Below are 24,588 nucleotides of genomic sequence, written 5' to 3'. Positions count from 1 at the left end.
GCCCCCTATTGCTCAACGAGGATATAACGGGTTGCCGGTCCGCTGCCGTCCTTTCGCAACACGCCCTTTTTGACCAGATCCTGGAGGTCATAGACAGCGGTCCGCGGGGAAATATCGGTGCCCACCCACTTCATGTAGTCGCTCCGGGTGATGGTTTTGCGGGAGAGGATATACGGGTAGACCTTCTCCTGGCGGCGGTTGATCCGGAAAGGAAGGCCGGCCGGATCGGTGCGGCCGGGTTCGGATCTGACCGGAAGCACCGGGGGATCCTGGCCGGGAAGCATCGGGGCTTCCATTTCGGGTTCATTGCCGCCGGGGGTATCGCCGGAATCGGGCTGTGTCCGCATGCTTTTCTCGAGGATGATGTCATCCTCCTGAATGATGCGGCTTTCACTCATCACCACGGCCCGGGTGATGCAGTTGTTCAGCTCCCGGATATTTCCCGGCCAATGGTATTGCTTCAGCTTTTCCAGGGCCCCCCTGCTGATGCCTATCCCCGTCCGTCGGGTTGACGCCTCCAATATAAGCAGCAGGTGATTGACGAGCACTGGAATGTTTTGCTTCTGATCCCGCAGGGGCGGCGGATGAATCGTGATGACCTTCAGCCGGAAATAGAGATCGGCCCGGAACATCTGCCTCTCTATCAGGAGGGTCAGGTCTGCATTCGTTGCGCAGATCAGCCGGACATCCACATCCAGCTCCTTATCCGAACCCACGGGCCTGACCTTTCGGATGGATACGGCCCGCAGAAGCGCCTGCTGGACGGTCAGGGAGGCATTCTGGATTTCGTCCAGGAAGAGGGTGCCCCCGTGGGCCTCCAGAAAAGCGCCTTTGCGGTCGGTTTTCGCTTCCGTATAGGCCCCCTTGACATGACCGAACAGGCTGTCCAGCAGCAGGGTCTCGCCAAGCTCGCCGCAGTTGACGGAGATGAACGGGCGGGCGGACCGCCCCCCGTGCCGGTGGATCGCCTCCGCCGCCAGTTGTTTACCGGTGCCGGTTTCACCGATAATAAGGACATCGGCGTCGCTTCCCGCCGCCTTGAAAATATCCGATCTCAATTGTTCGATCCGGGCGCCGAAGCCGATGATCTCCGGAAGATCCGGCGCTTTATCCGGCCGGGCCTGTCTGGGGAACTCCGTTTCCAGGGCAATCCGCTCCTTGTTTTCAACGGTTTTGATTTTGATCTCTTTTTCCCGGATGTCAGCCATCTGGGCGTTCATGACGGCGATCATCCGGTTGATGGCGTTTACGAGCAGATTGACCTCATAATCCCTGGACGGGATTCGGATAGGATGGAGCTGCGCGCTTTTCTGAATGTGATTGACCGCCCCGGCAAGCTGATAGATCGGCTTGGTGATCATGCGGGCCAGGATGAAAATAATCAGCGATACGACCGCTATGGTCAAAATCGTTATAAACAGCATGATATCAAGGTGTTTATACCCTGCCATGCGCGTGAACTGGGTCCGATCGACATAGGCGATCCCGGCGACGAGGTCACCTTCAAACAGAACAGGGGCATAGGCAAGGGAGGCGTCCTTGTCGAAAACGCCGGCTCCGGCCGCATTTTCCATGTGGATCAGGTCATGCCGGCCCTTCTTGACGTCTCCAACCATCTTCCAGAAATCCCGGAAATCGAAACTCGGCCGGAATGCCGAAGGGAGGCCCGGCTTCCCCAGGATGCCGTCGTCGTAGGTGGAGCGCGCCAGGTCCGTGGTCAGTTCCAGGTCCTTTTTTTCAACGCTTTCGTTTTGGAACAATATCCACCCGTCCGGATCGAAGAGATAGGCATAGCGCAGCGCCGGTGTGCGGGAGAATGCCTGGATGGGGGACTGGGGGGAATTGAAGAGGGACAGGATATTCCGTATGGCGCGGACATCCAGGGATAACAGCAGATACCCCCGCCGTTCCCCGTTTTCTGAGAAACACGGGGTCCCAAAATAGATCACATGGGAATGAATGCGTTGATTGGGGTTTTCGGGGGTCTGAAACGGATGGTCCACCTCCACCACCTGCGACATCCACACCTGCCCTGGCTTCAAGGAGATCAGGTGCTCCGTATACAAGAGAGGGTCTGGATGGATATCGGTGATTTCGGCTGCCGGAACCTTAAGCAGCCCATCGCTGCCCGCAATCCAGAACAGATGGTCTTGCGCATTCTGCGCAATAAATCCCAGTTCACGATAATCAAACCCGCCTGCGCGAACCAGTCCTGCAAAAATTTTGTGCAAATCGCCTTCATCCCCGGCAGTTTGCGCGATAATCTGCAAATCTTTTTTACACCGTGTAAAAATCGTCTCGATTTCATGGGCCATGGCCTTTGCATGGAGACGGGTGGTGCGTTCCAGGGCCTGATTCAGGAAATGGGAGGATGTCAGATAGGTGATATACCCGGTAACCATCAAGATGATGATCACGGAGGGGATAAGACCCCATAACAATTTGATCCGCAAACTAAATTCGTTTTTCCCGATGGGGGGGACCATGACCTCCCCCTCTGTAAATTTATTTAGAATCGTCATGTGATGATCCGCAATTTAAGCGAGTTTCGCGATAGTGCATTATTCTCTCCAAACAATGCCGTCCTCACGCAAACAAAGCCTTGGTATACGGCTTGCATTTACCAGGACAAGCAAAAATCGTGCTCTTTGCGTCATCCTTCAACCATAATTTTCATTAAAAAGGAGAAAACCCGTATGAGGCAATTTGCAGCAATGATGATGTTGGTCGTGATTATGGGTTTGATGATGCCGACGATCGCGCCGGCTGCCGGAGAAAAGGCTGCCAATCTGGTGGTCGTCGCCGATACCCGCGTCCTGACGGACAGCGGCTATTATGGAAGCTTCATGAAGTACATGGCCGATGCCTACAACAGCAACATCACGGTGTTCGCCGTCTGGTGCACCGTATTGACCGCCTGCTACGGCGCCTTTTTGGGGTTTCTGATGGACTATCTCATGTCCAAGACCGGCCTCGATCTCAAGAGTCGAAAAATCATCGAACATTAATGCTGCTGCGGACTGCGGACCCAAGATCCTCAGGTCCTGCGCAAAAGGAGGAAAAAATATGGAATGGTTGTTCATGTACATGCCGATTGCAGGGGTTAAAATTTTCTGGCCGGGACTGGTCATGATTGGTTTCGCCGTAGGCACCATTGGCGGGTTTTTCGGCATGGGGGGCGCATGGATGGTCACCCCGGGGCTGAACATCCTGGGATTTCCCATGGCGTTCGCCATTGGCACGGACATGGCCCACATCGCCGGAAAGTCCATGGTTTCGACCATGCGGCATTCCAAATTCGGCAATGTGGATTACAAACTGGGCATTGTCATGGTCGTCGGGACCATGGCCGGCATCGAAGTGGGCGCCCAGATCGTCATGCACCTTGAAAAAGTCGGCAATGTCGGCTCTGTCGTCCGCTGGGTCTATGTGGTCCTGCTGGCCCTGATCGCTTCCCTGGTCTTTTACGACTACTACAAGGCCACCCAGAAAAGAAAAATCGGGGATGTGGGGGAGCATGGGGCCGAAGGCATCACCTGGTACAAAGCCCTCCATAAGATCAAGATCCCGCCCATGGTGCATTTCAAGGCCGCCGGCTTCACCTGTTCGGCCTGGCTGCCGATCAGCGTGAGCTTCGTCACCGGCATCCTGGCCGGCTTCCTGGGCATCGGCGGCGGGTTGATCCGCATGCCGTCCCTGGTTTACCTGATCGGATGCCCCACCCATATCGCGGTGGGCACGGATTTGTTTGAAGTCATGATTTCCGGGTTGTACGGCGCGTTCACCTATTCCCTCAAGGGCCGGATTGAAATCGTGGCGGTGTTCGTCATGCTGACCGGGGCCGCCATCGGCGCCCAGATCGGCACCGTCGCGACCAAATACGCCAAGGGCTACGGCATCCGGATCGCCTTCGGCATCGCCGTCATCTGCTGTATGATCTCCATTATCCTGAAGGAATTCAAGTATAACGCACCCGCGGCAGTGCTGATTCTCGGCACCATCGGGGTGATCTGCGTGTATATCATAAAAATCATGGTCCAGGGCGCGATGGAGGAGCTGCGCCTTAAAAAGGAGTCCCTGCTGGTCAGCAGATCGCAGGCCTGATGGACATCCAGCGCATTCAGCACCCATCCGGAAAGGAAATCAAGATGAAAACAAGCATTGCCATCGGAATGATCATTATCGGGCTCGTTTACACAACGGCGGCCCTGGCTTCGGATGTCGTCCAGGGGGAGTGCGTTGAATTCAACGCCAACATCATTAAAATTCAGGAGTTCGATACCCATTTCAGCCCGGAATCCAAATACGGGAAGCCCACGGACGTCCAGAGTGAATATGACGTCAGCCGGGCGGAAATCGGGATGAAGCCCGAAGCCGGGGACATCCTGAGAATCGCTTACAAACTCGACGGGGATCAACGCACGGCGCTCAAAGTTATGAACGTGAGCAAACAGGATCTGATGAAAAAATAGGCATCCCAGCAAACCGGCGCGGGGTGGACGCTTTCGAAACGCATCCCCCCGCGCCCTGCATACAGCGACCCATCCGAGAAGAAGGGGAAAAAATGTCAATCCAACAGCGGCTGATCGTGGTTTTTCTGGATATCCTGGTCTTGACCGAACTTGCGGGCTGCCTTTTCTGGGCCAATCAAAATCCGCAGGACTTCACCACGACCTTTCTATACAGCTACCTGCCCATGGCTTTCGGGACCTTGGTCCTCGGAAAATTATGGATTCGAAAGGTCCAATCCAGGCAGGGGGATGAAGCGTGCCCCCAGCCGGCCGTCTGAATCGAACCACAGGCCTTCACCGGCTGAAGACCGTGCTCACCAGGTATGCTGTGTACCCGGCATAACAGGCCAGCAGGGCCGCGCCCTCAAACCGGTTGATGACGCCCGGACCCCGGAACCCATAGCCGATGATGAAGAGGGAAACGGTCAGCGCCGCCATAACCAGCATGTCCCGGGAGAAGACCTCCGGCCCCACCGACATCGGGTGGATCATCCCGGCGATTCCCACCACGGCCAGTGTGTTGAACAGGTTGGAGCCGATCACATTGCCCACCGCGATATCGTGCTCTCCTTTCCGCGCCGCGATGATCGACGATGCCATTTCCGGCAGGGACGTGCCGACGGCGACGACGGTCAGGCCGATGATCAGATCGCTCACGCCAAAACCCCGGGCGATCTCCACCGCGCCCCAGACAAGGATGCGGGAACTGACGATGAGGAGGACCAGGCCGACAGCCAGCCAGAAAACCGCCCTGCGGACCGTCATGGTGCGGGTTTCCAGTTCAAGCGCCATCGCGCTGCCCAGCGCATCGGCTTTTTTCTGGAAGCCCTGCCGGATGGTCCAGGCCATCAGCCCGCCAAACACCCCCAAGAGCACCAGAGCATCAACATGGGAAATCTCCCCGCCCTTGATCTGCCAGCCGGCCAGCGCCGTCACGCCGGTCAGAATCGGCAATTCCTTGCGCAATACCTGGGAATGAAATGCGATGGGGCTGATCAGCGCCGTCAGCCCCAGGATGAGGGCGATGTTTGTGATGTTGGAGCCGTAGGCGTTGCCCAAGGCGATGCCGGGGTTTCCCTGGGAGGCCGCCAGCGCGGAAACCACCATCTCCGGGGCGGAGGTGCCGAAGCCGACGATCACCATGCCGATCAACAGCGGCGGCATGCCGAAATGGCGTGCGGTGACGGCCGAGCCCTCCACAAACCGGTCGGCGCTCCATACCAGAAGGGCCAGACCAAAGGCGACTGCAAGAAAAGCGATGGTCATAATTCTCCTCTATCCGATGTCATTGCGGCGGCCGTAAACACAGGCCTCGTCCAAAGTCGTTGCCGATACTATAGATTGAATGATTCGGCAAGGTCTATATAACGTCTATATGAGGATCGGACTCCGGGGTAAAGTCACTTTTGGGGTTGCCGTGTATTGAGGAACCGGATACACCCCAACCATGCCATCACCCGGACCCGAAATTTCCATCATCGTGCCTACCTACAATGAAATCAACAATGTAGGGCCGCTTATCCAGGTGTTGCACCATGTGCTCAGGGGCGTCCGTTGGGAGGTCATCTTCGTGGATGACGACTCTCCGGATGGAACCGCCGAACTGGCGCAAAAGATGGGGAGAAAGGACAATCGGATTCGCTGCATCCAACGGATTCATCGCAGAGGTCTTTCATCTGCCTGTATCGAAGGAATGCTCTCCAGCGCTGCGCCGTACCTCGCGGTGATGGATGGAGATATGCAGCATGACGAAAAATTGCTGCCGTTGATGTTGAACATCCTGAAAACAGGAGAGATAGACGTCGCCATTGGAAGTCGGTACGCAGAAGGAGGGGGGATTGGGGATTGGGATCCGCACCGATCCAGGATGAGCCGATTGGCAACAAGACTCAGCCGATTGATTGTGAAAGGCCCGATCACAGATCCAATGAGCGGTTTTTTCATGATTCGCCGAACCGCCTTGGTTCACAGCATCAGAGGGATTTCGGGCCTCGGCGGGAAAATCCTGCTGGATCTCTTGGCTTCCTCCCCCATCCCGCTGCGCTGCAGGGAGCTTCCTTACCAGTTCAGGAGCAGGCTCTCCGGGGAGAGCAAATGGGACGGCCGGGCCGCCTGGGGCTTTGGCATGCTGCTTCTGGACAAACTCATGAAGCGTCGGACCGGGGCGCTTTACGCGCCCCCGCCGCATGGCCTATAAACGACACTCTTGCATGGTTTCGGCAGCCTTTCGATAGACATCGGAGAACCGCAGCAGCCCAACGATCCTGTCACCCTCAAAAACGAAAAGGGCGTCATGGCGGTTCATGACGAAAAGGTGAAAGCATTTGTTGAGGGGGTCATCCGGGGCCACGGTTTGTCCTTCGGAGGGGGCCTTGACAAAGTCCTCGATTCTGACCTCTTCGGCCTTGCGGCAAAGATCCTTGAATGGATTTTCCCAGAGATTGTAGTCGTTCTGCATGGAGGTCCAGATGTATCGGAGCCCAAAGCGGCTGAGGGACTCCTCCACATTGACCCGCTTGTAATTGGTTTCCAGTCCGCCCAACAGATCTATGGGAGAAAGCTTTCCCATGACCTTTCCCCCCTCGTCCTCAACCAGCAGGATTCTTTGCTCGGATTCTCCGGACAGGAATTTTTCCTGGGCTTTTTCGAGAGCTGAAAGCCCCTCATAGAGGGTTGCCCGGCAGGATATTCTTGGAAATCTGTCTGTCGGCACCATCAGATCCCGCACTGTCAATGTTTCCATATCACCCTCCTTTTTTGGGTAGAACGCCGGTTAAACCAGATCATGCCGATGTCTTTCGAACCATCTATACTTCTTTTATAACCACCGGAACACCGCATGCCAAGTCCAGATGAAATCGGACTCAGCGCCTCAACCACGTAATTGAAACCGATTTTTTCCTGTTCCAGGCGGACCCGATCCTTGCGCTCATCCATCTGCCGCTCGGTGGAAGCCTGTTCGATCTCCAGTTCCCGGAGCTGCGCGGCCAGGGTCTGCAGCCTATCGGAGGCCGCTTCCAGCTCCCGTTTTTCCGCTTCGAGCCGGGCTATCGCCACCGCCGTCGGCCCCCAGTCGAGCTCGCGAAAGTCATTGTATTCATCGATCTTGAAGAGTGCCTCCAAGCGCTCCTTGAGCTTCTTCTGTTCCTGCTGCAAGGCGCTGATCCGGCTGCCCCAGGCGCCCAGTTGCGCTTCCCGGCGGCGGGCGCTCTCTTCCAGGGCGGCAATCTTGGCGGCATTGCTCCAGCCCAGCTCATACCGCCTGCGATCGTCCTTTTCGTCACGCTCGCCAGGCATCTTGATCTGACCGGTCCGCGTGACGGCCGTCTGTTCCCGCCGGAACGCCTCCTGATCGGCACGGCAGGCCAGATCGAAACGTTGGGCGACCGCTCGCTCCAGCCAGGCGCAGCAGGGGGAATCTGTTTTGATCTCCAGTTTGCGCACCAAGCCGAACGCTGCTTCGGCCAGGGGCATGAAATCCCCGACCGGGGACGGTTTCGCGCAGCGCCAGGACCCCACGGCAACCGCAACGAAATAGAATCTATTCATTTCCTTATTGATTATAAATAGTTATTTGAAAAGCTATGACACTTCAATACCAACAAAGACAGGTTCTATTTCAATCAGATGGAATCCATTCTATGTGTGCCCGATCACATCTTTATTGACATTCCATGTGAAAACGATTTGTTATAACGAGAAAAAACTTTCCATTGATATTTTGATCTAAAAACTATAATGGAAGCATAAAAGGGTTCAAGAAAGAACCATGCCGCTTCGGACGGATATATGATGCGCAGGGCAATCACCAAATATTATTGATTATATTATATCCTTACGATAGACACCTGGCTGACTGGTTGGGGTGCGATAGAGAATTACCTATATGAGATCGTATTTTCGAATACTAATTGTTCTATCCTTAACCATGAACCTGCTCGCGGTGGTTGGAGCCGTCGCCATTATCAACAAAAAAGGCGGGATGACTTGGGTGTGCCGCAAAATCGACCAGGAAATTCGATCCCAAGAAGACGAAACAAAGCGGTTGCGGCAACTCGAACGGAAAAAGGTCAACCATCAGCAGCTCCGCGCCAGTATTTTCGAACAGTTGCCCATCTCTCCCGACGATACCGTCTTTTTGGGTGACAGCATGCTGAGCTATGGAGAGTGGCATGAATTCTTTGATGACAATAAGGTCAAAAACAGGGCCATCAATGGGGATGACACCCACAACCTGTTAGAACGGCTGCCCCAGATCATTGCCGGCAAACCTCGCCATGTTGTGATTCTATGTGGAATCAATAACTTTCATAAGTGCATTCCCTGCAAACAGACAACCGAAGAATTTGCCCGCATTGTGGCCACGATCTCCTCGCAGTCGCAGGGCAGCGACATCTGGCTGCTGCCCATATTCCCGGTAAACAAGGCCTTATACCAAAAATATATCCTTCCTTCCATCCCGGGAATCACAATGCCGGATCAAACCGAGGTGGAGGAGACAAACAGATTTCTCAAAAATCTTGCCGGCGACGGCCGGCCGCGCGTCCATTTCGTTGACATGCACGCATTCCTGAACCATACAGGTGAGTTAAGTGGGGAGTTCACAGACGACGGCCTTCATTTGAACGGCAGGGGCATGAAAGAGATGGCGGCACGGCTTCAAGCGCTCGGCCTCTAGCGGGATGGACGATCGATCTGGCAGCCCGTGGGACAGGAAGTTCAATGATGCGCAGGAAGCATTGCCGCCCCTGGTGATAGGTCCACTCCAGGGACGAAAGCGCCATTGCCGTGCTCATCGGCCCTTACCTCCCATCCCTGAGCCGGCGTGCGGCATGTTTCACCAGCGGATAGACCAGTATGGTTTTTATCGCTGCGCCGTGGCGCTGGTTGGCACGGTCCATGCGGCCGCGGCCGCTGGTTTCCCCCAGCTCTATCCAGTTGGCCGCCCGATAACAGCCCCCGTGAAAACGTTGCCGGTCCACCAGGGTCTCCACCAGCAAAGGCTCGATCCCGTATTGCCGCCGCCAGTCGGATCCGAGTCTGCCCAGGGTACGGGAAAGCATCGTGCTCGCCAGGTTGCGGATACGCGCCAGGACCAGAAACCGGCTGTTGTTGACCACCTGCTGCAGGGCCGCCGCCCGTCTCGCATCGTCCCAGCCGATCCAGTTATCTCTTGCCTTCATCCGCCAGGCAGGGCTCGAAAACTGGATGCATCCGACCACTTCGTGTCGGGGTCGGCTTACAGATACCAGATACTGAAGCCGGGCCCCGAAGGGCATCGCGTATCCAAGGTAGTGGTATCGGGTGACAAGATCCCGGAAAAGATCCCGTTGCTCGCGCGTCTCGACCCGCTCTACATCCAGCGACCCAAAATCCTCCACGCTGCCCGCAAGGCGGCTGAAAGGCTCTTCGCACGCCGCTTCCGCAATGCTCTTCTGAGGGCCGTTCTTCCCGGTTCGCTTTTTTTCCGGAAGCTTCAGGATGCCTTTGCCTTCCAGAAGCTCCAGCAGGTCCTTGCACTCCCGTGCCTTGAGGCCGCCTCCGGGGCGCTTCCACGCCAACAGCTCGCACACCGTGAGCGCCAGCTCACACCGGCTGATGCCGCCGCAGGTGGCCACGACATCCTGGATCAGAAGCAGCTCATCCGCAGTAAAATCTCGACCACAAAACCGTTGCCGTTCGATCATTGTTTGCATGGCATCCTCCTTTCGCTATCATCCCATAGCGGAAAAATGGCATGCTGTCCAGTTGAAAATAACCGCCTCAGGCTGACGCCGGTTCGCCCCGGCTGCTTACGGTTCCGGTTTGCTGAAAATAGCCGGCATATCGGTTTGCCGAGGGATTATCCCGCCGACAACCCGCGTGGGGCTGAACGAGAAATGTGCTTAAGCGGCTTTATCTCTGGTATTTGATGTCACCGCAAAAGAGCCGCACCCATTTGAATACATTCGGCAAAATATCGCATCGACTATGCGCTGCGCAAGATAAAATTCGAATAATTTCCGATAGGTTTGCTGCTGCTCCGGTAAATATCCATGAATTGGCCGAACAGCGGTTAGAGGAAAAGATGCCAACTGTCGGACGAGGTCCGGATGGCAGGGGAAAAAAACGAGAATCTTCAGGCTGGAGAAAAGCGGGGTGAGGTCGATTGCCCCCTGAGCGGGAGCAGGAGGGTTGAAGGCATCGCCTGGGGAAACGTTGCTTAGGTTGTGTAACCACATAAAAAAACTCGCCAAACGTACTGGATGCAGTATTTGGGCGAGTTCTTTTTGAAAAAATGGTGGAGGCGGCGGGAGTTGAACCCGCGTCCGAAAACATTCCACATTGATATCTACATGCTTATTCCGGAGTTTAGTTCTCGCCTCTTACGGTCTCCTCCGGACGGGATACCGTATAAGGCCAGCCTGTAACGTTCGCCGGACCGGAGCCAGGCAATCCGGGCCAACTATCCCGCTGAGTCGACGCCCTGTTCAGGTCCGCGGGAGGAACCTGGCAGAACGGCAGCCGCCTAAGCGGCTACGGCGTAGTTATAATCGTCTGCGATTATGTTTTTTCCCGCGATTTACGAGCTGCAGGAGACCTCGGCATGCAACCAATGCTTCTTTATCCCCGTCGAAACCGTTTCGCCCCCATAAGGATAAGTATGGAAAAGATCTGTTTACGACATAAAATTAATGGAGTTCCGGCCGGTTGTCAAGAAAATCAGGAGTTTTCTTTTCGGCTCCGGTCCAGGTCCCGCCGGTTGTCCCGGTCCCGGATCGAGTCCCGCTTGTCGTGGAGCCGTTTGCCCTTGCACAGGGCAAGGGTCATCTTGACCTTGCCGTCCTTGAAATAGACATCCAGTGGAATCAGGGAAAGCCCCTGCTCGTTGGCCTTGCTGTAAAGTTTCCGGATTTCATAGTCGTGCAGCAGAAGCTTCCGGGGCCGCAGGGGATCATGGTTGTCGTAGTACGCAAAGGGGTATGGACCGATATGCATCTGATAGACAAAGATCTCGCCGTTCGTGACCTTGGCGTAGGCGTCCTTCAAATGGGTATTTCCTATCCGGAGCGATTTCACCTCTGTGCCCACGAGCACCATGCCGGTCTCGAATTTATCGATGATAAAATAATTGAACAGCGCCTTTTTGTTTTTGGCGATGAGCTTTCGCCCTTCTTTTTTCAATCCCTGTCTCCCCGCTTCGTCGCAACCGGTCAGACGGCGACGTCTTCTTCAAAATCCAGATCGAAAAGAACGCCGGCGTAGGCGCTTTTCAACATCGCCTCGACATGGCTTTCCATCTTCTCCTTGAAAACCCTGTACATAAAGGCCCGGCTCTCCTTGAGGCTCAGCTTTCGGATGGCGTTCTTCACCAGCGGGATCGACTGGGCGTTCATGCTGAGTTCATCCAGCCCCAGCCCCAGCAGTACCGGCAGATAGATGGGATCGCCCGCCATCTCGCCGCACATGAAGACCTTGATCCCCTTCTGGTGGCCCACGTCCACCACCGTCCGGATCATCCGGATGATGGCGGGGTGAAGCGGCTGGTACATATGGGAGACATACCGATTGCTCCGGTCGATGGCCAGGGCGTACTGGATCAGGTCGTTGGTCCCGATGCTGAAAAAATCGACCTCGGGGGCCAGCATGTCGGCGATGGTAACGGCCGACGGCACCTCGATCATGATGCCGACGTCGACATTGTACTCGAATTCGGTCCCCTCGGCGGCCAGGGCGTCGGCGGCCTCCTTGAGGAGGGCCTTGGCCTGCCGGACCTCCTCGCAGCTCGAAATCATGGGGAACATGATTCGAACGTTGCCGTACAGCGCCGCCCGGAGAATGGCCCGGAGCTGGGTTTTGAAAATCTCCGGCTTCTTGAGGCAGTACCGGATGGCGCGAAGCCCCAGCACCGGGTTGGCCTCGTCGGTGGCGGGCTGGTTGGGCAGGGCCTTGTCGCCGTTGATGTCGAGGGTCCGGATGGTGACGGGCCGGGGCGACATCACCTCCACGACATCCCGGTATTTGTCGAACAGCTCGTCCTCCGTCGGGAAACCCCGCCGTCCCATGTACTGGAACTCGGTGCGGTAGAGGCCGATCCCGTTGCCGCCGTGGTCCCGCACGGCGACCACCTCCTCGGGGAGCTCGATGTTGCCCATCACCTGGATAGCGACGCCGTCCACGGTCTTGGCGGGCATGCGGCTCTCCCGGGCGATGAGCGCCTTATGCCGTTCATACCGTATGGAGCGCTCCTCGTACTCCATCAGGGTCTGTTCCGTGGGATGGATGATCAGGAGGCCGGCCTGGCCGTCCACCACGATGAAATCGTCATTTTTGATGATCTGGGAGGCGTTGTTGAGGCCCAGCACCGCCGGAATGTCGAGGGTCCGGGCGATGATGCCCGTGTGGGAGGCGATCCCGCCGCCGTCGGTTACGAGCCCCTTGATGCGCTCGAGCTGAATCTGGCTGGTCTCCGCCGGAGAGAGGTCCCTTGCCACCAGGATGACCCGCTTGTCGATGTCCTTGATGTTGACCGCTTCCACTCCCACCAGGTTCCGCATGATCCGGTCCGACACATGGCCGATGTCGGCGCCGCGTTCCCTGAAATAGGGCTCGGACATATTCTGGAACATGGCTTTCAGCTCGTCGACGACGTTTTTGAGGGCCCATTCCGCATTGTATCGAAATCTATGGATGGTGTCGATGGTGCGGCCGTAGAGCATCTTATCCTGCAGCAGGACAATATGGGTCTCTAAAATGGCGATATGCTGCCGAAGCTCTTTGGGCGTTTCCTGGATGATGACGCGCAGCTCCTGCCTGGCCTTGCCGACCGCAGCCTTGAATCGATTCTCCTCTTTCTGGATTTCCGATTCGGCGACGGTGTATTTCTTGACGACATTGACCCCTTCCTTGTCGACCAGATAGGCCTTTCCAATGCAGATGCCCGGGGCCACGCCCAGGCCCTTCAGCACGATCTCCTGTGATTCCGGTTCGGTCATATCGGTTTACTCTCCGAATCCATCTTCAACGAGATCCACTATTTTGCTCAAAATTCCGGCATCCTTTCCTGAATCGACGGTGATGGTGATCCGCACGCCTTTTCCACAGGCCAGGGTCAGCATATCGATGATGCTTCTGGCATCCACCGACTCGCCGTCCCTGGAAAGATACACCTGCGATTCGGCGTCGCCGGCGATCGCCGCAATCTTGGCGGCGGATCTGGCATGAAGGCCCAGTTCGTTGATGATGACGACCTCCCTTGAAAGGGGGTCGTGCGCCCTGCTCGTTTCCATATCACGCATGCCTGATGTGTTTTTTTACCGATAAGCAACCGGGTTGCTTTAACAAAAGTTGGGTATTCTATCAACGCCTAACCAGTATGTCAATTGTAATTACGGGCCTCAAACACGCTCGGATGAAGGAGATTTAAAGAAAAATCATGAAGATATCTTTTGGGGCGCAGCGAGTTCTCCATAAAGGCAAGCTCCCCTTCCGGGGGGTGCGGATGGCGGATAAAATTTCGATCACGTCTATCAGAAATTTTCATGATTGTCCATTCAGACATCACCATAAAGGTCGCGAAGGGAAACGATTGCGACGTCGGCTTCACGCTTCCGGATGGATGCCGAACAGGCGGCAGGCATTGTTCCAGGTCGCCTCCGCAAGCGATTCGGGGTCTTCGCCCCGGAGTTCGGCCAGCTTCAGGAGGGTCGACGCCACGAAGGCCGGTTCATTTCGCCGGGTTTTGTTCTTCTGGGGGGCGGGCGTCAGGTAAGGGGCGTCGGTTTCGATCAGAAGCCGTTCCAGCGGGATGCGGGGGGCCAATGCCCGCAGGTCGGCCCCGCGCTGCTGGATGGTGAGGATCCCGGTGATGCCGATGTGGTATCCCAGGTCGAGGTAGGCTTCCATTTCCTTCCGGGTGCCGCTGAAGCAATGGACCACCCCCCGCCGTCCCTTCGCATGGGTGACCTTCACGATCTCCAGAAACCGCCCCCCGGAATCCCTTTCGTGGAAAATCAGCGGCAGGTCCAGTTCATCCGCCGTTTCTATCTGCCGCATGAACCACAGTTCCTGGATGTCCCTCGGGGAGAACATCCGGTTGAAATCGAGCCCCGTCTCCCCCCAGGCCCGGACCTTCGGGTGCCCGGCCAGGGCCTTGAGCGCATGCAGGGTTTCCTCGGAGCAGTTCTCGGCGTCGTGGGGATGGACGCCCACCGAGGCATACAGTCCGGGATGGGAAGCGGCAAGCCGAACCGCCTTTTCCGAGTCCTTACGGTTGACGCCAACCAGTATGGCGGCCGCGACGCCCGTATCAGACATCCGGCGGAGGACCCGGTCAAAATCCTGGGCATACCCCGGGTCGCTCAGATGGCAATGGCTGTCGAAGAGTTTCATCGAGGCGTTCTCTCTTTTCAATTGGAGATTTCGGCAATGGATGACGGAGGGCAACCACGGGGGGTTGCCCCTACATGCCGGCACGGGCGTAGAGGTCGTAGAAGTGATGGGTGGGGCCATAGCCTTTTCCGATGTCGAGGGCGTGCTCGATGGCGCCGGTGATGTAAGCCTTGGCCCGGGTCACGGCGTCGAAGAAATCGCGGCCCAGGGCCAGGTTGGCCGCCACGGCCGACGAGAAGGTGCATCCGGTGCCATGGGTGTTTTTCGTCTCGATCCATCGGCTTTCGAGGGTGCGGAACTCCCGCCCGTCGTAAAGGACATCCGTGGCCCGCGCCTCCCCGAGGTGCCCGCCCTTGACCACCACCTTTTTCGCCCCCAGGTCCAGAATCCTCTGGGCCGCGGCCTTCATCTCCGAAACGGTCCGAATGGAAACCCCCGAGAGGGCCTCGGCCTCGAAAATGTTGGGCGTGACCACCTCCGCCAGGGGGAACAGGTGCCCGACGAGGGCCTCCTGGGCGTCCTGCCGCAGCAGGCGGTAGCCGCTCTTGGAGATCATCACCGGGTCCAGGACGACGGGCGGGGGGGATACGGCCGCCAGGGATTCTGCGATGGCCCGGATGAGGGGGATGCTGGCGACCATGCCGATCTTGACGGCGTGGATGTCGATGTCGTCGAACAGGCAGCGGATCTGGCCCCGGACGATATCGGGCGTCATTTCCTGCACGTCGAAGACCTTTTGCGTATTCTGGACGGTGACCGCCGTGATGGCGCTCATGCCGTAAACGCCATGGGCCTGGAATGTCTTGAGGTCCGCCTGGATGCCGGCCCCGCCGGACGAATCCGATCCGGCGATGGTCAAGGCCGTTTTCATCGTGCAACTCCTTTTTTCAGATATAACGCTTGAGGCTTCAATGCTGTCATTTCCGGAAAAACTTGGGGTTCATGAGGTTCTTGACCGAGAAGATCTCTTCGAGCTTCTCCTTGTCGATGAGCCCTTTTTCCAGGGCGAGATCATGGACCGACCGGCCGGTTTCCAGGGCCTCCTTGGCGATGGCGGCCGACGCCTCGTAGCCGATGATGGGGTTCAGGGCCGTCACGATGCCGATGCTGCCCAGCACGAGCTCCATGCACCGCTCCCGGTTGGCGGTGATGCCCCGGATGCACTTGCTCTCCAGCACCCGGCAGCCCCGCTGGAGCATCTCGAGCATGACGAACAGGTCGAAGGCGATGACCGGCTCCATGACGTTGAGCTGGAGCTGACCGGCCTCCGAGGCCAGGGTCACGGTCACGTCCATGCCGATGACCTTGAAGGCGATCTGGTTGACCACCTCGGGGATAACCGGATTGACCTTGCCCGGCATGATCGAAGAGCCCGGCTGCATCTTCGGGAGGTTGATCTCGTTGAACCCGGCCCGGGGGCCGGAGGAGAGCAGGCGCAGGTCGTTGCAGATCTTGGAGAGCTTGACCGCGATCCGCCGGAGCACACCGGAGAGCTGCACGTAGGCCCCGGTGTCCCAGGTGGCCTCGATCAGGTCGGCGGAGCTTTTCATGGGGAGGCTCGTGAGCTGGGCGAGATAATCGACGGCCAGGGCCCGGTAGCCGGACGGCGCGTTGATGCCCGTGCCGATGGCGGTCGCCCCCAGGTTCACCTCGTAGAACAGCTCCTTGACCGTCTTGAGGCGCTCCACATCCTCGGCGATGGTGGTGGCGAAGGCCCCGAACTCCTGGCCCAGGGTCATGGGGACCGCGTCCTGAAGCTGGGTGCGCCCCATCTTGAGAACATCGCTGAACTCCCCGGCCTTCTCCCGAAACGCCCCGGACAGGGAGGTCATGGCGTCCGTCAGCTTCGGGATGATGAGCAGCAGGGCCGTCCGGAAGGCCGTGGGATAGGCGTCGTTGGTGGACTGGGAACAGTTGATGTGGTTGTTGGGGTGGATGATGTCATACCGCCCCTTCTCGTGGCCCAGGATCTCCAGTGCCTTGTTGGCGATCACCTCGTTGGCGTTCATGTTGGTGGAGGTGCCGGCGCCGCCCTGGACGGCGTCCACCACGAACTGGCCGTCCAGCTCTCCGGCGATCACCGCGTCGCAGGCCTTGAGGATCGCATCGCCGATCTCCCCGGGCAGGACCCCCAGGTCCATGTTGGCCATGGCAGCGGCCTTTTTCACATATCCCAGGGCCTTCATCATCTTGGGCTCGATGGAGATCGGAATGTCCGTAATCCTGAAATTCTCGACGGCCCTGAGGGTCTGGACCCCGTAGTAAACGTCGTTGGGGATCTCCATCTCCCCCAAAAAATCATGTTCGATGCGCGTCTGTTTTTCTGCCATCCCGCCCTCCTTTGCAATAGAAATCCCGCGGGCTCAGGTCCGCCCGGCCAAGTCGCCGTCGGCGTCGTAGATTTCCCGCCTGTTTTCGAAATAGTCGACAAGATAGAGCAGGGACGCCTTTTCCAGGAGGTCCTCCTTCAAGGCGGCCAGTTTCGATCGGTCGAGGCCGAAGAGTCGAAAATAAACCTTGATGAATTTCTCATCGGTTGTCGGTTTGTGGGAGATCAGGACGTTGACGAGCTGCCCCTCATATTTCCCGAAAATCTCGACGAGATCCTGAATCACCCCGGGCCGGTTTTTCACCTTGAGGGCGAACTGGATTCCCCGGTTCGGCAGCCCGGTGAGGGAAATCAGCATCCTGAAAAGATCGCTTTTGGTGATGACCCCCAGGATCACCCCGTTCTCATCGACGACCGGCGCCCCGGAAATCTTGTGCTTCATGAGGATCTCCGCGGCCTCCTCGACGGTCATGACGGGGGCCAGGCTGATCACCTTCCGTGTCATGATGCTGCGCACCGTGATCTTGGAAAGCAGGTAGATGAGTTCATACATCTCGAGGGCCGTGGCATCGGATGCGGACGCCCGTTTGATGTCCCTGTCGGTGACGACGCCGGAGAGCTTCTCCTTATCGACCACCGGCAGCAGGTGAATATCGTTGGTTTTCATCAATTTGACGGCATCCGCCATGGAAGCGTCGATGTCGACGGTGATCAACCGCCGGCTCATCCAGTTTTTCACGAGCATGGTGCATCCTCCCTCGCTGATTTTTCCTTTTAACATAACAAATTTCGGCAAAAATGAACAAAAGAAAAAGTGATGCGTACCGACGGATGACGTCCCACTTGACTGAACGAGCCAATATGCTATTGGGGAAAAAGAGCATTTTCATCGTGCATGCGTATTCATCACCCCTGAGGTACGGTTCCATGACCCTGAAAACCTGCGTCACCCCCGGCGGAGGCTTTGCCGTCGGCATTCACGAGCCGGGCTTCCACGTCAGCAATTTCCGGGAGACCGACCCTGTAGCCGCCCTGGGCGCCTGCGACGACGGCACCGACGTCCGAAACATAGCCAATTTCCCGCCCGGAGACGTCACAGAACCTCACGCGGACGCCATCTTCGAGATCGCCAACCCGTTCCCGTTCCGGGGCGCCACCTTCATCATCAAACGGAGCGCCGACCGGCTGGCCGAAGACCCATGGGCCATATCGCTCCCGGAGAGGCCCGCCGTCTCCCTGTCCGAAGCCGTCCGGACATGGCTGGGCGAGGACATCTCCCCCGCGAGGCTCGACACTCTGTTCGGGATCCTGCCAAGCCCCGTGCTCCTGGCCCTTGCCGCAAACGGCACGGACCCCGGCGACCTGGTCCGGATCGCCCGGCACTGCTGTGAATTCGAAACGGACCCGGAGACAGGCCGGCCCACGGGCCTGCGCTATGAGCGGGACCCACAGGGAAAACCGTCGGCCAGGATCCTGGACCCTACCCTGCACGAGGTTCTGGCCAACAACATCCATCTGCCCGAGGACTATCGGGAGGTGATGGTCCTGCGTCCGGGGGCTCAGGGATCCAGCGAGATCGTCGGCGAGGTCCGGGCCGACGGCGGCAGAACCCACATCTTTGAGTATCTCCGCCGGAACAGCTACATCCCCTGGGGCCACTATGCCGCCAACATGGCCAACGACGCGGCTCGATACCGGGCCTGCGATCTCTCGCAAAAAGACATCGTCGGCATGCGGCACCTCTACTACCAGCGAACTTACGCCCGGGTGGCCGAAGAACTCGGCATCGCCGTGCCCGCCGGCCGAAAAACCATGTCGGTGGAGGATCTGGAGCGGTTGCGACGAGAGATTCTGGACGCCCTTTCCTCGCCGGAAAACCGCGAACGCCTGGACTTCACCGCCACCCTGTGGGGATGGAACTTCGGGTTCGACCTCTCGCCCAGCGGCTACCGGCTCCACGCCTCCCATCAGCAGGTCCACCAGCAGTACGCCATGATTCCGGGCGCCTTCTCCCGGGTGGAGACGACCGCTTCGGCGGGTGCGGGCGATGCCGGGGGCCGGCTTCCGGATACCTTCGCCTTCGGGGACCTGATCGCGGACTTCACCGCCCGCTTCAAGCACCGCCATCACATCGATTTTTTCTCGGCCTACCTCCGCGCCATCCAGAACAACCGAAGGCTGGACGGGCGGACAGACCGGCCGGAGAGCCTCATCGTCCACCAGGACGAGGCGGTGCTGCTTTTTGCGCCCAAAGCCCAGACATCCCCGTGGGAGCTCCAGTTGATGACCCGGCGGCCGGTGGGGCACATCCTGGAGGCCGACCCCGGGACGCGGGCCTCCCTCGACCGGGCCATGTGGATTGCCGTCACCGTGCTGGAACGGATGGGCGCGCGCATGATCACGACCTTCGAAGGGTCCAGGCGCTTCGACTCGGCCGATACCGATCAGCGGCTGCTCTATTGCTTTCTGCCCAAGCTCCCCTATTCCCCCGGCTCCTTCACCGAGGCGCAGCTCCGTTGGATCAACGGCCATTACCCCGAGGATTTCGCCGAGGCCTGCCGGCGCCGGGGGGCGGGCCTGGGCACCGGCGGATAGAGCGGCCTGGAATGGGCGCCGTTCCGGTCAGCGCGTCCCCCCTGGTTCGGGCGGAAACGGCTTTCAAATCCGGCGGGTTGCACGCTTTTCGTGTAGTGAAAAATGCTTGACACGGTATCCCGGGGTATAGTAAATGGTCAGACCATTAAGGCTTCACGGTTCCGCAAAAAGTCCGATATCCGCGTTATGCTTCATTCCCCGTCATTGCGGCGCACTTTAAGTACGCCTCATTCCTCGGGATTCGCAGGTCTTGACCTCGAACTTTTTGCGAGTTCATCAAAGGGTTGGGTGCACGCTTTCGGATTTCCAGGCTGGATGGCTCTCCCCCTCACCCCGCATCGCGGGCCCCGGCTGGCGGCAGTGATCCGGGAGACGGCGGGAAGCCCGGAGATCCCCCGCGGCCCCGGCGCGTCGCGCCCGATGACGGAGAAAAGGCCCGGGACCCACGGCCCCAGCGCTCAGGACAACCCAGGAAACCAGCGGGAATCATGGCACATCTAGAACTTCAGGATATCACCGTAAAGTTCGGCGGGTTGAAGGCGCTGTCGGAGTTGAGCTTCGATATCCGGTCCGGGGAGATCGTCGGTCTCATCGGCCCCAACGGCGCCGGAAAAACCACGGTTTTCAACGTATTGACGGGCGTATACAAGCCGGCCCGGGGAGACTTCCGGTTCGAGGGGGAAAGCCTCCTGGGCCGAAGCCCCCATGAAATCTTTTCCAGGGGCGTCGCCAGGACCTTTCAGAACATCCGCCTTTTCTCCAAGATGACGGCGGTGGAAAACGCCATGGTCGCCCGGCACTGCCGCTCCAAAAAGGGGGTGGTCGGCGCTGTTTTCAAAACCCGGTCCCAGCGGACGGAGGAGCGGGCCATCGAGGCGCGCGCCAAGGAGGCCCTGACATTCATGGGCGTGGACGCGTTCGCGGACACGGTTGCCGAAAACCTGCCTTACGGCCTGCAGCGCCGCCTGGAGATCGCGCGTGCCCTGGCATCGGACCCCAGGGTGCTGCTCCTGGACGAACCCGCCGCCGGCATGAACCCGTCCGAAAGCTCCGAATTGATGAAAGACATTGGAAGGATATCCGACCTGGGCATCGATGTGCTTCTGGTCGAGCATGATATGAAGGTTGTGATGGGGGTCTGCACCCGGATCGTCTGCGTTGATCGGGGCGTGAAGATCGCCGAGGGAAAGCCTGAAGAGATCCAGCGAAACCCCAAGGTGATTGAAGCTTATCTGGGTCAACCGGCCAAAGCATGACGGTTCCGTAAAAAGGCCGATATCTGCGTTACGCGTATCCCTTGTCACTGCGTCGTACTATAAGTACGCCTCATTCCTCGGGATTCGCAAGCCTTGATCTCGGCCTTTTTACGGAACCGTCAAAGCGTGAACGTCAAACATTCTCACTAAGGAGGGCAATGCAAATGAAGAAAAGATTCTTGAAGGCAGTGGTACTGGGATGTGTCCTGGTCCCGTTCATCCTGGGCGGCGCCGCTGCAAAAACCCTGAAGATCGGCTCCCTGAGCCCCCTGACCGGCCCCTATGCCTCGGACGGCACGGACATCAAGAACGGCGCGCTCACGGCCATCGAGGTCTTCGCGAAGGAAGGCGGCATCCCCGGCTACGACAAGATCGAGCTCTTTCCCCAGGATACGGCCTGTGACCCCAAGCAGGCGGTGGCCGCGGCCAACAAGCTGATCAATCTGGAGGTCGTGGGCGTGATCGGCGCCTACTGCTCCTCCTCCACCATCCCCGCCTCGGAAGCCCTCGCGGAGGAGAACATCCCCATGCTGACCCCCGCCTCGACCAACGAGATGGTGACCGACCGGGGCCTTCCTTACATGTTCCGCCTCTGCGGACGGGATGACGACCAGGCCCCCGCCTCGGCCAAATTCATGAAGGAATCCCTGGGCGCAAAGACCATTTTCATCATCGACGACAAGACCACCTACAGCCAGGGGCTGGCTGACGGCGTCGAAAAAGCCTGCAAACAGGTCGGCATCGAGGTGCTGGGCCACGACCACGTCAACCAGGGCGACAAGGATTTTTCGGCGGTGCTGACCAAGGCCAAAGCCATCAACGCCGACATCCTCTACATGTCCCTTCAGGGATACTCCCCCGGCGCGCTCATGGCGATCCAGGCCAAGCGCCTGGGCGTCACCTCCCAGATCGTGACTCAGGACGCCATGTATCAGCCGAAATTCATGGAGGTGGCCAAGGAAGCCGCCGAAGGCATCTATCTGACCTATGGTTTCACGGATCCCAACACCCCGGAATACAAGGCCTTCGAACAGATGTACGTCCCCAAATACGGCCCCATCGCCGCCTACGCCACCTATAGCTATGACGCGACCACTGTGCTGCTCAAGGCCATCAAGGCCGCCGGCAACACCGACCCCGCCAAGCTCAAGGCCGAGATCATGAAAATGGATTTCCAGGGCGCATCCAAGCACATCAAGTTCAAGGAGAACGGCGACTCCGGATCCACCTACATCGCCTTTAAAATCGAGAACGGCAAGTTCGTGCCTTACTGGGACCCCGCAATAGGGCTGATCAAGTAAACGGCGCTTCCATGCGGCCGCCCTGTGCTTAACCGGCGGGGCGGCCGCCGGTCTCCTGTTCACCCCGAATCGCGTCTGAAAAGCGGGCCTATGGATTACTTCATTCAGCAACTGATCAACGGTCTCACCCTGGGGGGATTGTACGCCCTGATCGCTCTCGGGTACACCATGGTTTACGGCGTGATCCAGCTGATCAATTTCGCCCACGGCGAGTTCTTCGCCGCGGGCGGGTATGTCGGCGTCATCCTTCTCAGCTACTTCACCGGCCGGGGGTTTCTGGAAACCCACCCCATCCTCTGCCTCATTGCCGCTTTCGCCCTCACCATGGGCTACTGCGCCTTTCTCGCCATCGGCGTCGAGAAGGTGGCCTACAAGCCCCTCCGCCGTCAGCCGAGGCTCGCGGTGCTCCTTTCGGCCCTCGGCATGTCCATCTTTTTAAGCAACGCGCTGATGCTCACCCAGGGCGTCTACGACAAGGCCTACCCCAGCGAACTGTTCCAGGGCGGCTTCACCCTGGGCACGATTACCATCAGCTACCTCCGGGTCATGATCCTCTCCATGACGGTGGTGCTGCTGATCGGTCTCAATCTTCTGGTATTCCGGACCAAAATCGGCATCGCCATGCGGGCCACGGCCCAGGACAAGGTCATGTCCTCCCTGGTCTCCATCAGCAGCAACCGGATCATCTCCCTGACCTTCGCCATCGGCGCGGGGCTGGCGGCCGCGGCGGGGATCATGGTGGGCCTCTATTACGGTTCCGTCCGCTACGACATGGGGTTTCTTCCGGGAATCAAGGCCTTTGCCGCCGCGGTGCTGGGGGGCATTGGCAACATCACGGGCGCCATGCTGGGCGGACTCGTCATCGGGATGGTGGAAATCTTCGGGGCGGGCTATATCTCCGGCCAGTACAAGGACGTCTTCGCCTTCATCATCCTGATTGCCGTGCTCTACTACAAGCCAACGGGGATCATGGGCGAGAATATCGATGATACACGAGTTTAAAAAAATCTGGAAAAACTATACCATCGGCCTGCTGTGGCTGCTGGGGCTGCTGTGGCCGCTGCTGGGCATTCATCCGGACGGGACCCTCTCCTTCAGTACGACGCTTACCGCCTGGCTGTATATCGCCGCGGCGTCCGTCGCCTGCCTGCTCGTCTATATTCTGAAAAAGGGCAACGCGCTGAGACCCATAGGCGGGGTGTTCCCTGAGGCCTTCAAGCAGGCCTCCCGGCTGCTCGCGGCCGTCCCCGTCCCGGTCTGGCTCGCCGCGCTCCTGGGTTTGGCCTTCCTCTATCCCTTCTTCACGGGCCGATATGCCCAGGATGTGGCCACCAATGTCATGATCTACATCTGCCTGGGGCTCGGGCTCAACGTGGTGGTGGGGCTTGCAGGCATGCTCGATCTCGGCTACATCGCCTTTTACGGCGTGGGCGCATACACCTACGCCCTCCTCAACCTCCACTACGGCATGTCGTTCTGGGTCTGCCTCCCCATTGCCGCGGCCCTGGCCTGCATCGCCGGGTGCATCATCGGCTACCCGACCCTGAGGATGCGGGGCGACTACCTGGCCATCGTGACCCTGGGCTTCGGCGAGATCGTCCGGATCATCCTCAACAACTGGATGACCCTCACCAACGGACCCAACGGCCTTATGGGCATCCATCCGCCCGAGATCTACCTTCCGGACTTCGAATCCGGGTTCAGCTTCGTGCTCTTTCCCATCAAGAAGCTCCACTACCTTTACTACATCGCCCTCATCCTGGCCGTCCTCACCATCGTCGCCGTCAGGCGCCTCAACCATTCGCGGATCGGAAGGGCCTGGGAATCGATCCGCGAGGACGAGACCGCGGCAGAACTCATGGGGGTCAACACCTTTCGGCTCAAACTGCTGGCCTACGCCATGGGCGCCCTCTTCGCCGGACTTGCCGGGGCCTTTTTCTGCGCCCGCATGCGGTTCGTCAGCCCGGAAAGCTTCACATTCATCGAGTCCGCCATGGTCCTCAGCATGGTCGTCCTGGGAGGGATGGGGTCCATTCCCGGCATCATCCTGGGCGCGGCGGCCCTGATCGTCCTGCCCGAGGTCTTCCGTGAGTTTGAAACCTACCGCATGCTGGCCTTCGGCCTGGCCATGGTGGTGATGATGCTCTTCCGGCCCTCCGGCTTGATCCCGGCCAAACGGATGGGGACGCGATCCGAAGAGAGGGAGGGATAAGCCCCGTGGAACC

Annotated in this window: 24 protein-coding genes and 1 other RNA gene; 12 read left to right on the top strand and 13 right to left on the bottom strand. The window is 58.5% G+C overall.

Features of this window, described 5'->3' with window-relative positions:
* Positions 1–5: 5 nt before the first annotated feature.
* Positions 6–2,021, bottom strand: a complete 2,016-nt coding sequence (locus ACEW8N_RS00845) for a sigma 54-interacting transcriptional regulator (protein ID WP_373497891.1) — start codon at positions 2,019–2,021, stop codon at positions 6–8.
* Positions 2,022–2,078: 57 nt separating this feature from the next.
* Between ACEW8N_RS00845 and ACEW8N_RS00840 the strand changes: the two genes are divergently transcribed.
* The 5 genes from ACEW8N_RS00840 (at position 2,079) to ACEW8N_RS00820 (ending at position 4,789) form a co-directional block, all read left to right on the top strand.
* Entirely contained in the window at positions 2,079–2,438 is a 360-nt protein-coding gene (locus ACEW8N_RS00840; protein ID WP_373497890.1) for a hypothetical protein, read from the top strand.
* Positions 2,439–2,696: 258 nt separating this feature from the next.
* Complete coding sequence (locus ACEW8N_RS00835; protein WP_373497889.1) at positions 2,697–3,008, top strand: DVU0150 family protein; 312 nt, start codon at positions 2,697–2,699, stop codon at positions 3,006–3,008.
* A gap of 58 nt (positions 3,009–3,066) precedes the next feature.
* Positions 3,067–4,104 (top strand): sulfite exporter TauE/SafE family protein, encoded by a 1,038-nt coding sequence (locus ACEW8N_RS00830; protein ID WP_373497888.1) that lies wholly within the window; start codon positions 3,067–3,069, stop codon positions 4,102–4,104.
* 44 nt (positions 4,105–4,148) lie between these two features.
* Positions 4,149–4,472, top strand: a complete 324-nt coding sequence (locus tag ACEW8N_RS00825) for a hypothetical protein (protein ID WP_373497887.1) — start codon at positions 4,149–4,151, stop codon at positions 4,470–4,472.
* Between the two features lie 92 nt (positions 4,473–4,564).
* Entirely contained in the window at positions 4,565–4,789 is a 225-nt protein-coding gene (locus tag ACEW8N_RS00820) for a hypothetical protein (protein ID WP_373497886.1), read from the top strand.
* Positions 4,790–4,805: 16 nt separating this feature from the next.
* Here ACEW8N_RS00820 and ACEW8N_RS00815 read toward each other — a convergent pair whose 3' ends face one another.
* Positions 4,806–5,777, bottom strand: coding sequence for a calcium/sodium antiporter (locus ACEW8N_RS00815; protein ID WP_373497885.1), 972 nt, complete (start codon positions 5,775–5,777; stop codon positions 4,806–4,808).
* A 181-nt stretch (positions 5,778–5,958) separates the two neighbouring features.
* Here ACEW8N_RS00815 and ACEW8N_RS00810 point away from each other — a divergent pair, with 181 nt between their 5' ends.
* On the top strand, positions 5,959–6,708 hold the full coding sequence (locus ACEW8N_RS00810; RefSeq protein ID WP_373497884.1) for a polyprenol monophosphomannose synthase: 750 nt from the start codon (positions 5,959–5,961) through the stop codon (positions 6,706–6,708).
* Here the strand turns inward: ACEW8N_RS00810 and ACEW8N_RS00805 are convergent.
* Positions 6,703–7,254 carry a CBS domain-containing protein gene (locus ACEW8N_RS00805; RefSeq protein ID WP_373497883.1) on the bottom strand — a complete coding sequence of 184 codons (552 nt, stop codon included), beginning with the start codon at positions 7,252–7,254 and terminating at the stop codon, positions 6,703–6,705. The two genes, ACEW8N_RS00810 and ACEW8N_RS00805, sit on opposite strands and share 6 nt — an antisense overlap.
* Complete coding sequence (locus ACEW8N_RS00800; protein WP_373497882.1) at positions 7,242–7,985, bottom strand: hypothetical protein; 744 nt, start codon at positions 7,983–7,985, stop codon at positions 7,242–7,244. The genes ACEW8N_RS00805 and ACEW8N_RS00800 overlap by 13 nt, the downstream gene beginning before the upstream one ends.
* A gap of 454 nt (positions 7,986–8,439) precedes the next feature.
* Here ACEW8N_RS00800 and ACEW8N_RS00795 point away from each other — a divergent pair, with 454 nt between their 5' ends.
* Entirely contained in the window at positions 8,440–9,189 is a 750-nt protein-coding gene (locus ACEW8N_RS00795; RefSeq protein ID WP_373497881.1) for a GDSL-type esterase/lipase family protein, read from the top strand.
* A 124-nt stretch (positions 9,190–9,313) separates the two neighbouring features.
* On the opposite strand, the gene ACEW8N_RS00790 is transcribed toward ACEW8N_RS00795, so the two are convergent.
* The 9 genes from ACEW8N_RS00790 to ACEW8N_RS00750 form a co-directional block, all read right to left on the bottom strand.
* Positions 9,314–10,207, bottom strand: coding sequence for a DUF4338 domain-containing protein (locus ACEW8N_RS00790; RefSeq protein ID WP_373497880.1), 894 nt, complete (start codon positions 10,205–10,207; stop codon positions 9,314–9,316).
* 582 nt (positions 10,208–10,789) lie between these two features.
* Positions 10,790–11,142: a transfer-messenger RNA gene (gene ssrA / locus ACEW8N_RS00785) on the bottom strand.
* A gap of 71 nt (positions 11,143–11,213) precedes the next feature.
* A complete protein-coding gene (gene smpB, locus ACEW8N_RS00780; protein ID WP_373497879.1) occupies positions 11,214–11,675 on the bottom strand; it encodes an SsrA-binding protein SmpB in 462 nt (153 codons plus the stop codon).
* Positions 11,676–11,704: 29 nt separating this feature from the next.
* Positions 11,705–13,486: a phosphoenolpyruvate--protein phosphotransferase gene (gene ptsP / locus ACEW8N_RS00775; protein WP_373497878.1), complete on the bottom strand. Its 1,782-nt coding sequence runs from the start codon at positions 13,484–13,486 to the stop codon at positions 11,705–11,707.
* Between the two features lie 6 nt (positions 13,487–13,492).
* A complete protein-coding gene (locus ACEW8N_RS00770) occupies positions 13,493–13,780 on the bottom strand; it encodes an HPr family phosphocarrier protein (protein WP_373497877.1) in 288 nt (95 codons plus the stop codon).
* Positions 13,781–14,093: 313 nt separating this feature from the next.
* Complete coding sequence (locus ACEW8N_RS00765) at positions 14,094–14,882, bottom strand: TatD family hydrolase (RefSeq protein WP_373497876.1); 789 nt, start codon at positions 14,880–14,882, stop codon at positions 14,094–14,096.
* 70 nt (positions 14,883–14,952) lie between these two features.
* A complete protein-coding gene (gene thiD, locus ACEW8N_RS00760) occupies positions 14,953–15,753 on the bottom strand; it encodes a bifunctional hydroxymethylpyrimidine kinase/phosphomethylpyrimidine kinase (protein WP_373497875.1) in 801 nt (266 codons plus the stop codon).
* 46 nt (positions 15,754–15,799) lie between these two features.
* The gene (aspA, locus tag ACEW8N_RS00755) at positions 15,800–17,212 is read right to left on the bottom strand and encodes an aspartate ammonia-lyase (protein WP_373497874.1); all 1,413 of its coding nucleotides are present in this window, start codon (positions 17,210–17,212) and stop codon (positions 15,800–15,802) included.
* A gap of 33 nt (positions 17,213–17,245) precedes the next feature.
* Entirely contained in the window at positions 17,246–17,956 is a 711-nt protein-coding gene (locus ACEW8N_RS00750) for a CBS domain-containing protein (RefSeq protein WP_373497873.1), read from the bottom strand.
* A 182-nt stretch (positions 17,957–18,138) separates the two neighbouring features.
* On the opposite strand from ACEW8N_RS00750, the gene ACEW8N_RS00745 reads away from it, so the two are divergent.
* From ACEW8N_RS00745 to livM, 5 genes are all read left to right on the top strand, one after another.
* Positions 18,139–19,806, top strand: coding sequence for a hypothetical protein (locus ACEW8N_RS00745; protein ID WP_373497872.1), 1,668 nt, complete (start codon positions 18,139–18,141; stop codon positions 19,804–19,806).
* A 488-nt stretch (positions 19,807–20,294) separates the two neighbouring features.
* Positions 20,295–21,062 carry an ABC transporter ATP-binding protein gene (locus tag ACEW8N_RS00740; RefSeq protein WP_373497871.1) on the top strand — a complete coding sequence of 256 codons (768 nt, stop codon included), beginning with the start codon at positions 20,295–20,297 and terminating at the stop codon, positions 21,060–21,062.
* A 164-nt stretch (positions 21,063–21,226) separates the two neighbouring features.
* Entirely contained in the window at positions 21,227–22,363 is a 1,137-nt protein-coding gene (locus tag ACEW8N_RS00735; protein ID WP_373497870.1) for a branched-chain amino acid ABC transporter substrate-binding protein, read from the top strand.
* A 90-nt stretch (positions 22,364–22,453) separates the two neighbouring features.
* Positions 22,454–23,365, top strand: a complete 912-nt coding sequence (locus ACEW8N_RS00730) for a branched-chain amino acid ABC transporter permease (protein WP_373497869.1) — start codon at positions 22,454–22,456, stop codon at positions 23,363–23,365.
* Positions 23,349–24,575 carry a high-affinity branched-chain amino acid ABC transporter permease LivM gene (gene livM, locus ACEW8N_RS00725; RefSeq protein WP_373497868.1) on the top strand — a complete coding sequence of 409 codons (1,227 nt, stop codon included), beginning with the start codon at positions 23,349–23,351 and terminating at the stop codon, positions 24,573–24,575. Before ACEW8N_RS00730 ends, livM begins: the two co-directional genes overlap by 17 nt.
* Positions 24,576–24,588 lie beyond the last annotated feature (13 nt).

The organism is Desulfococcus sp., from assembly GCF_041737845.1.
Classification (GTDB): Bacteria; Desulfobacterota; Desulfobacteria; order Desulfobacterales; family Desulfococcaceae; genus Desulfococcus.
Note: the sequence above shows the minus strand (reverse complement) of the source record. Positions and strands in the feature narration are given on the sequence as shown.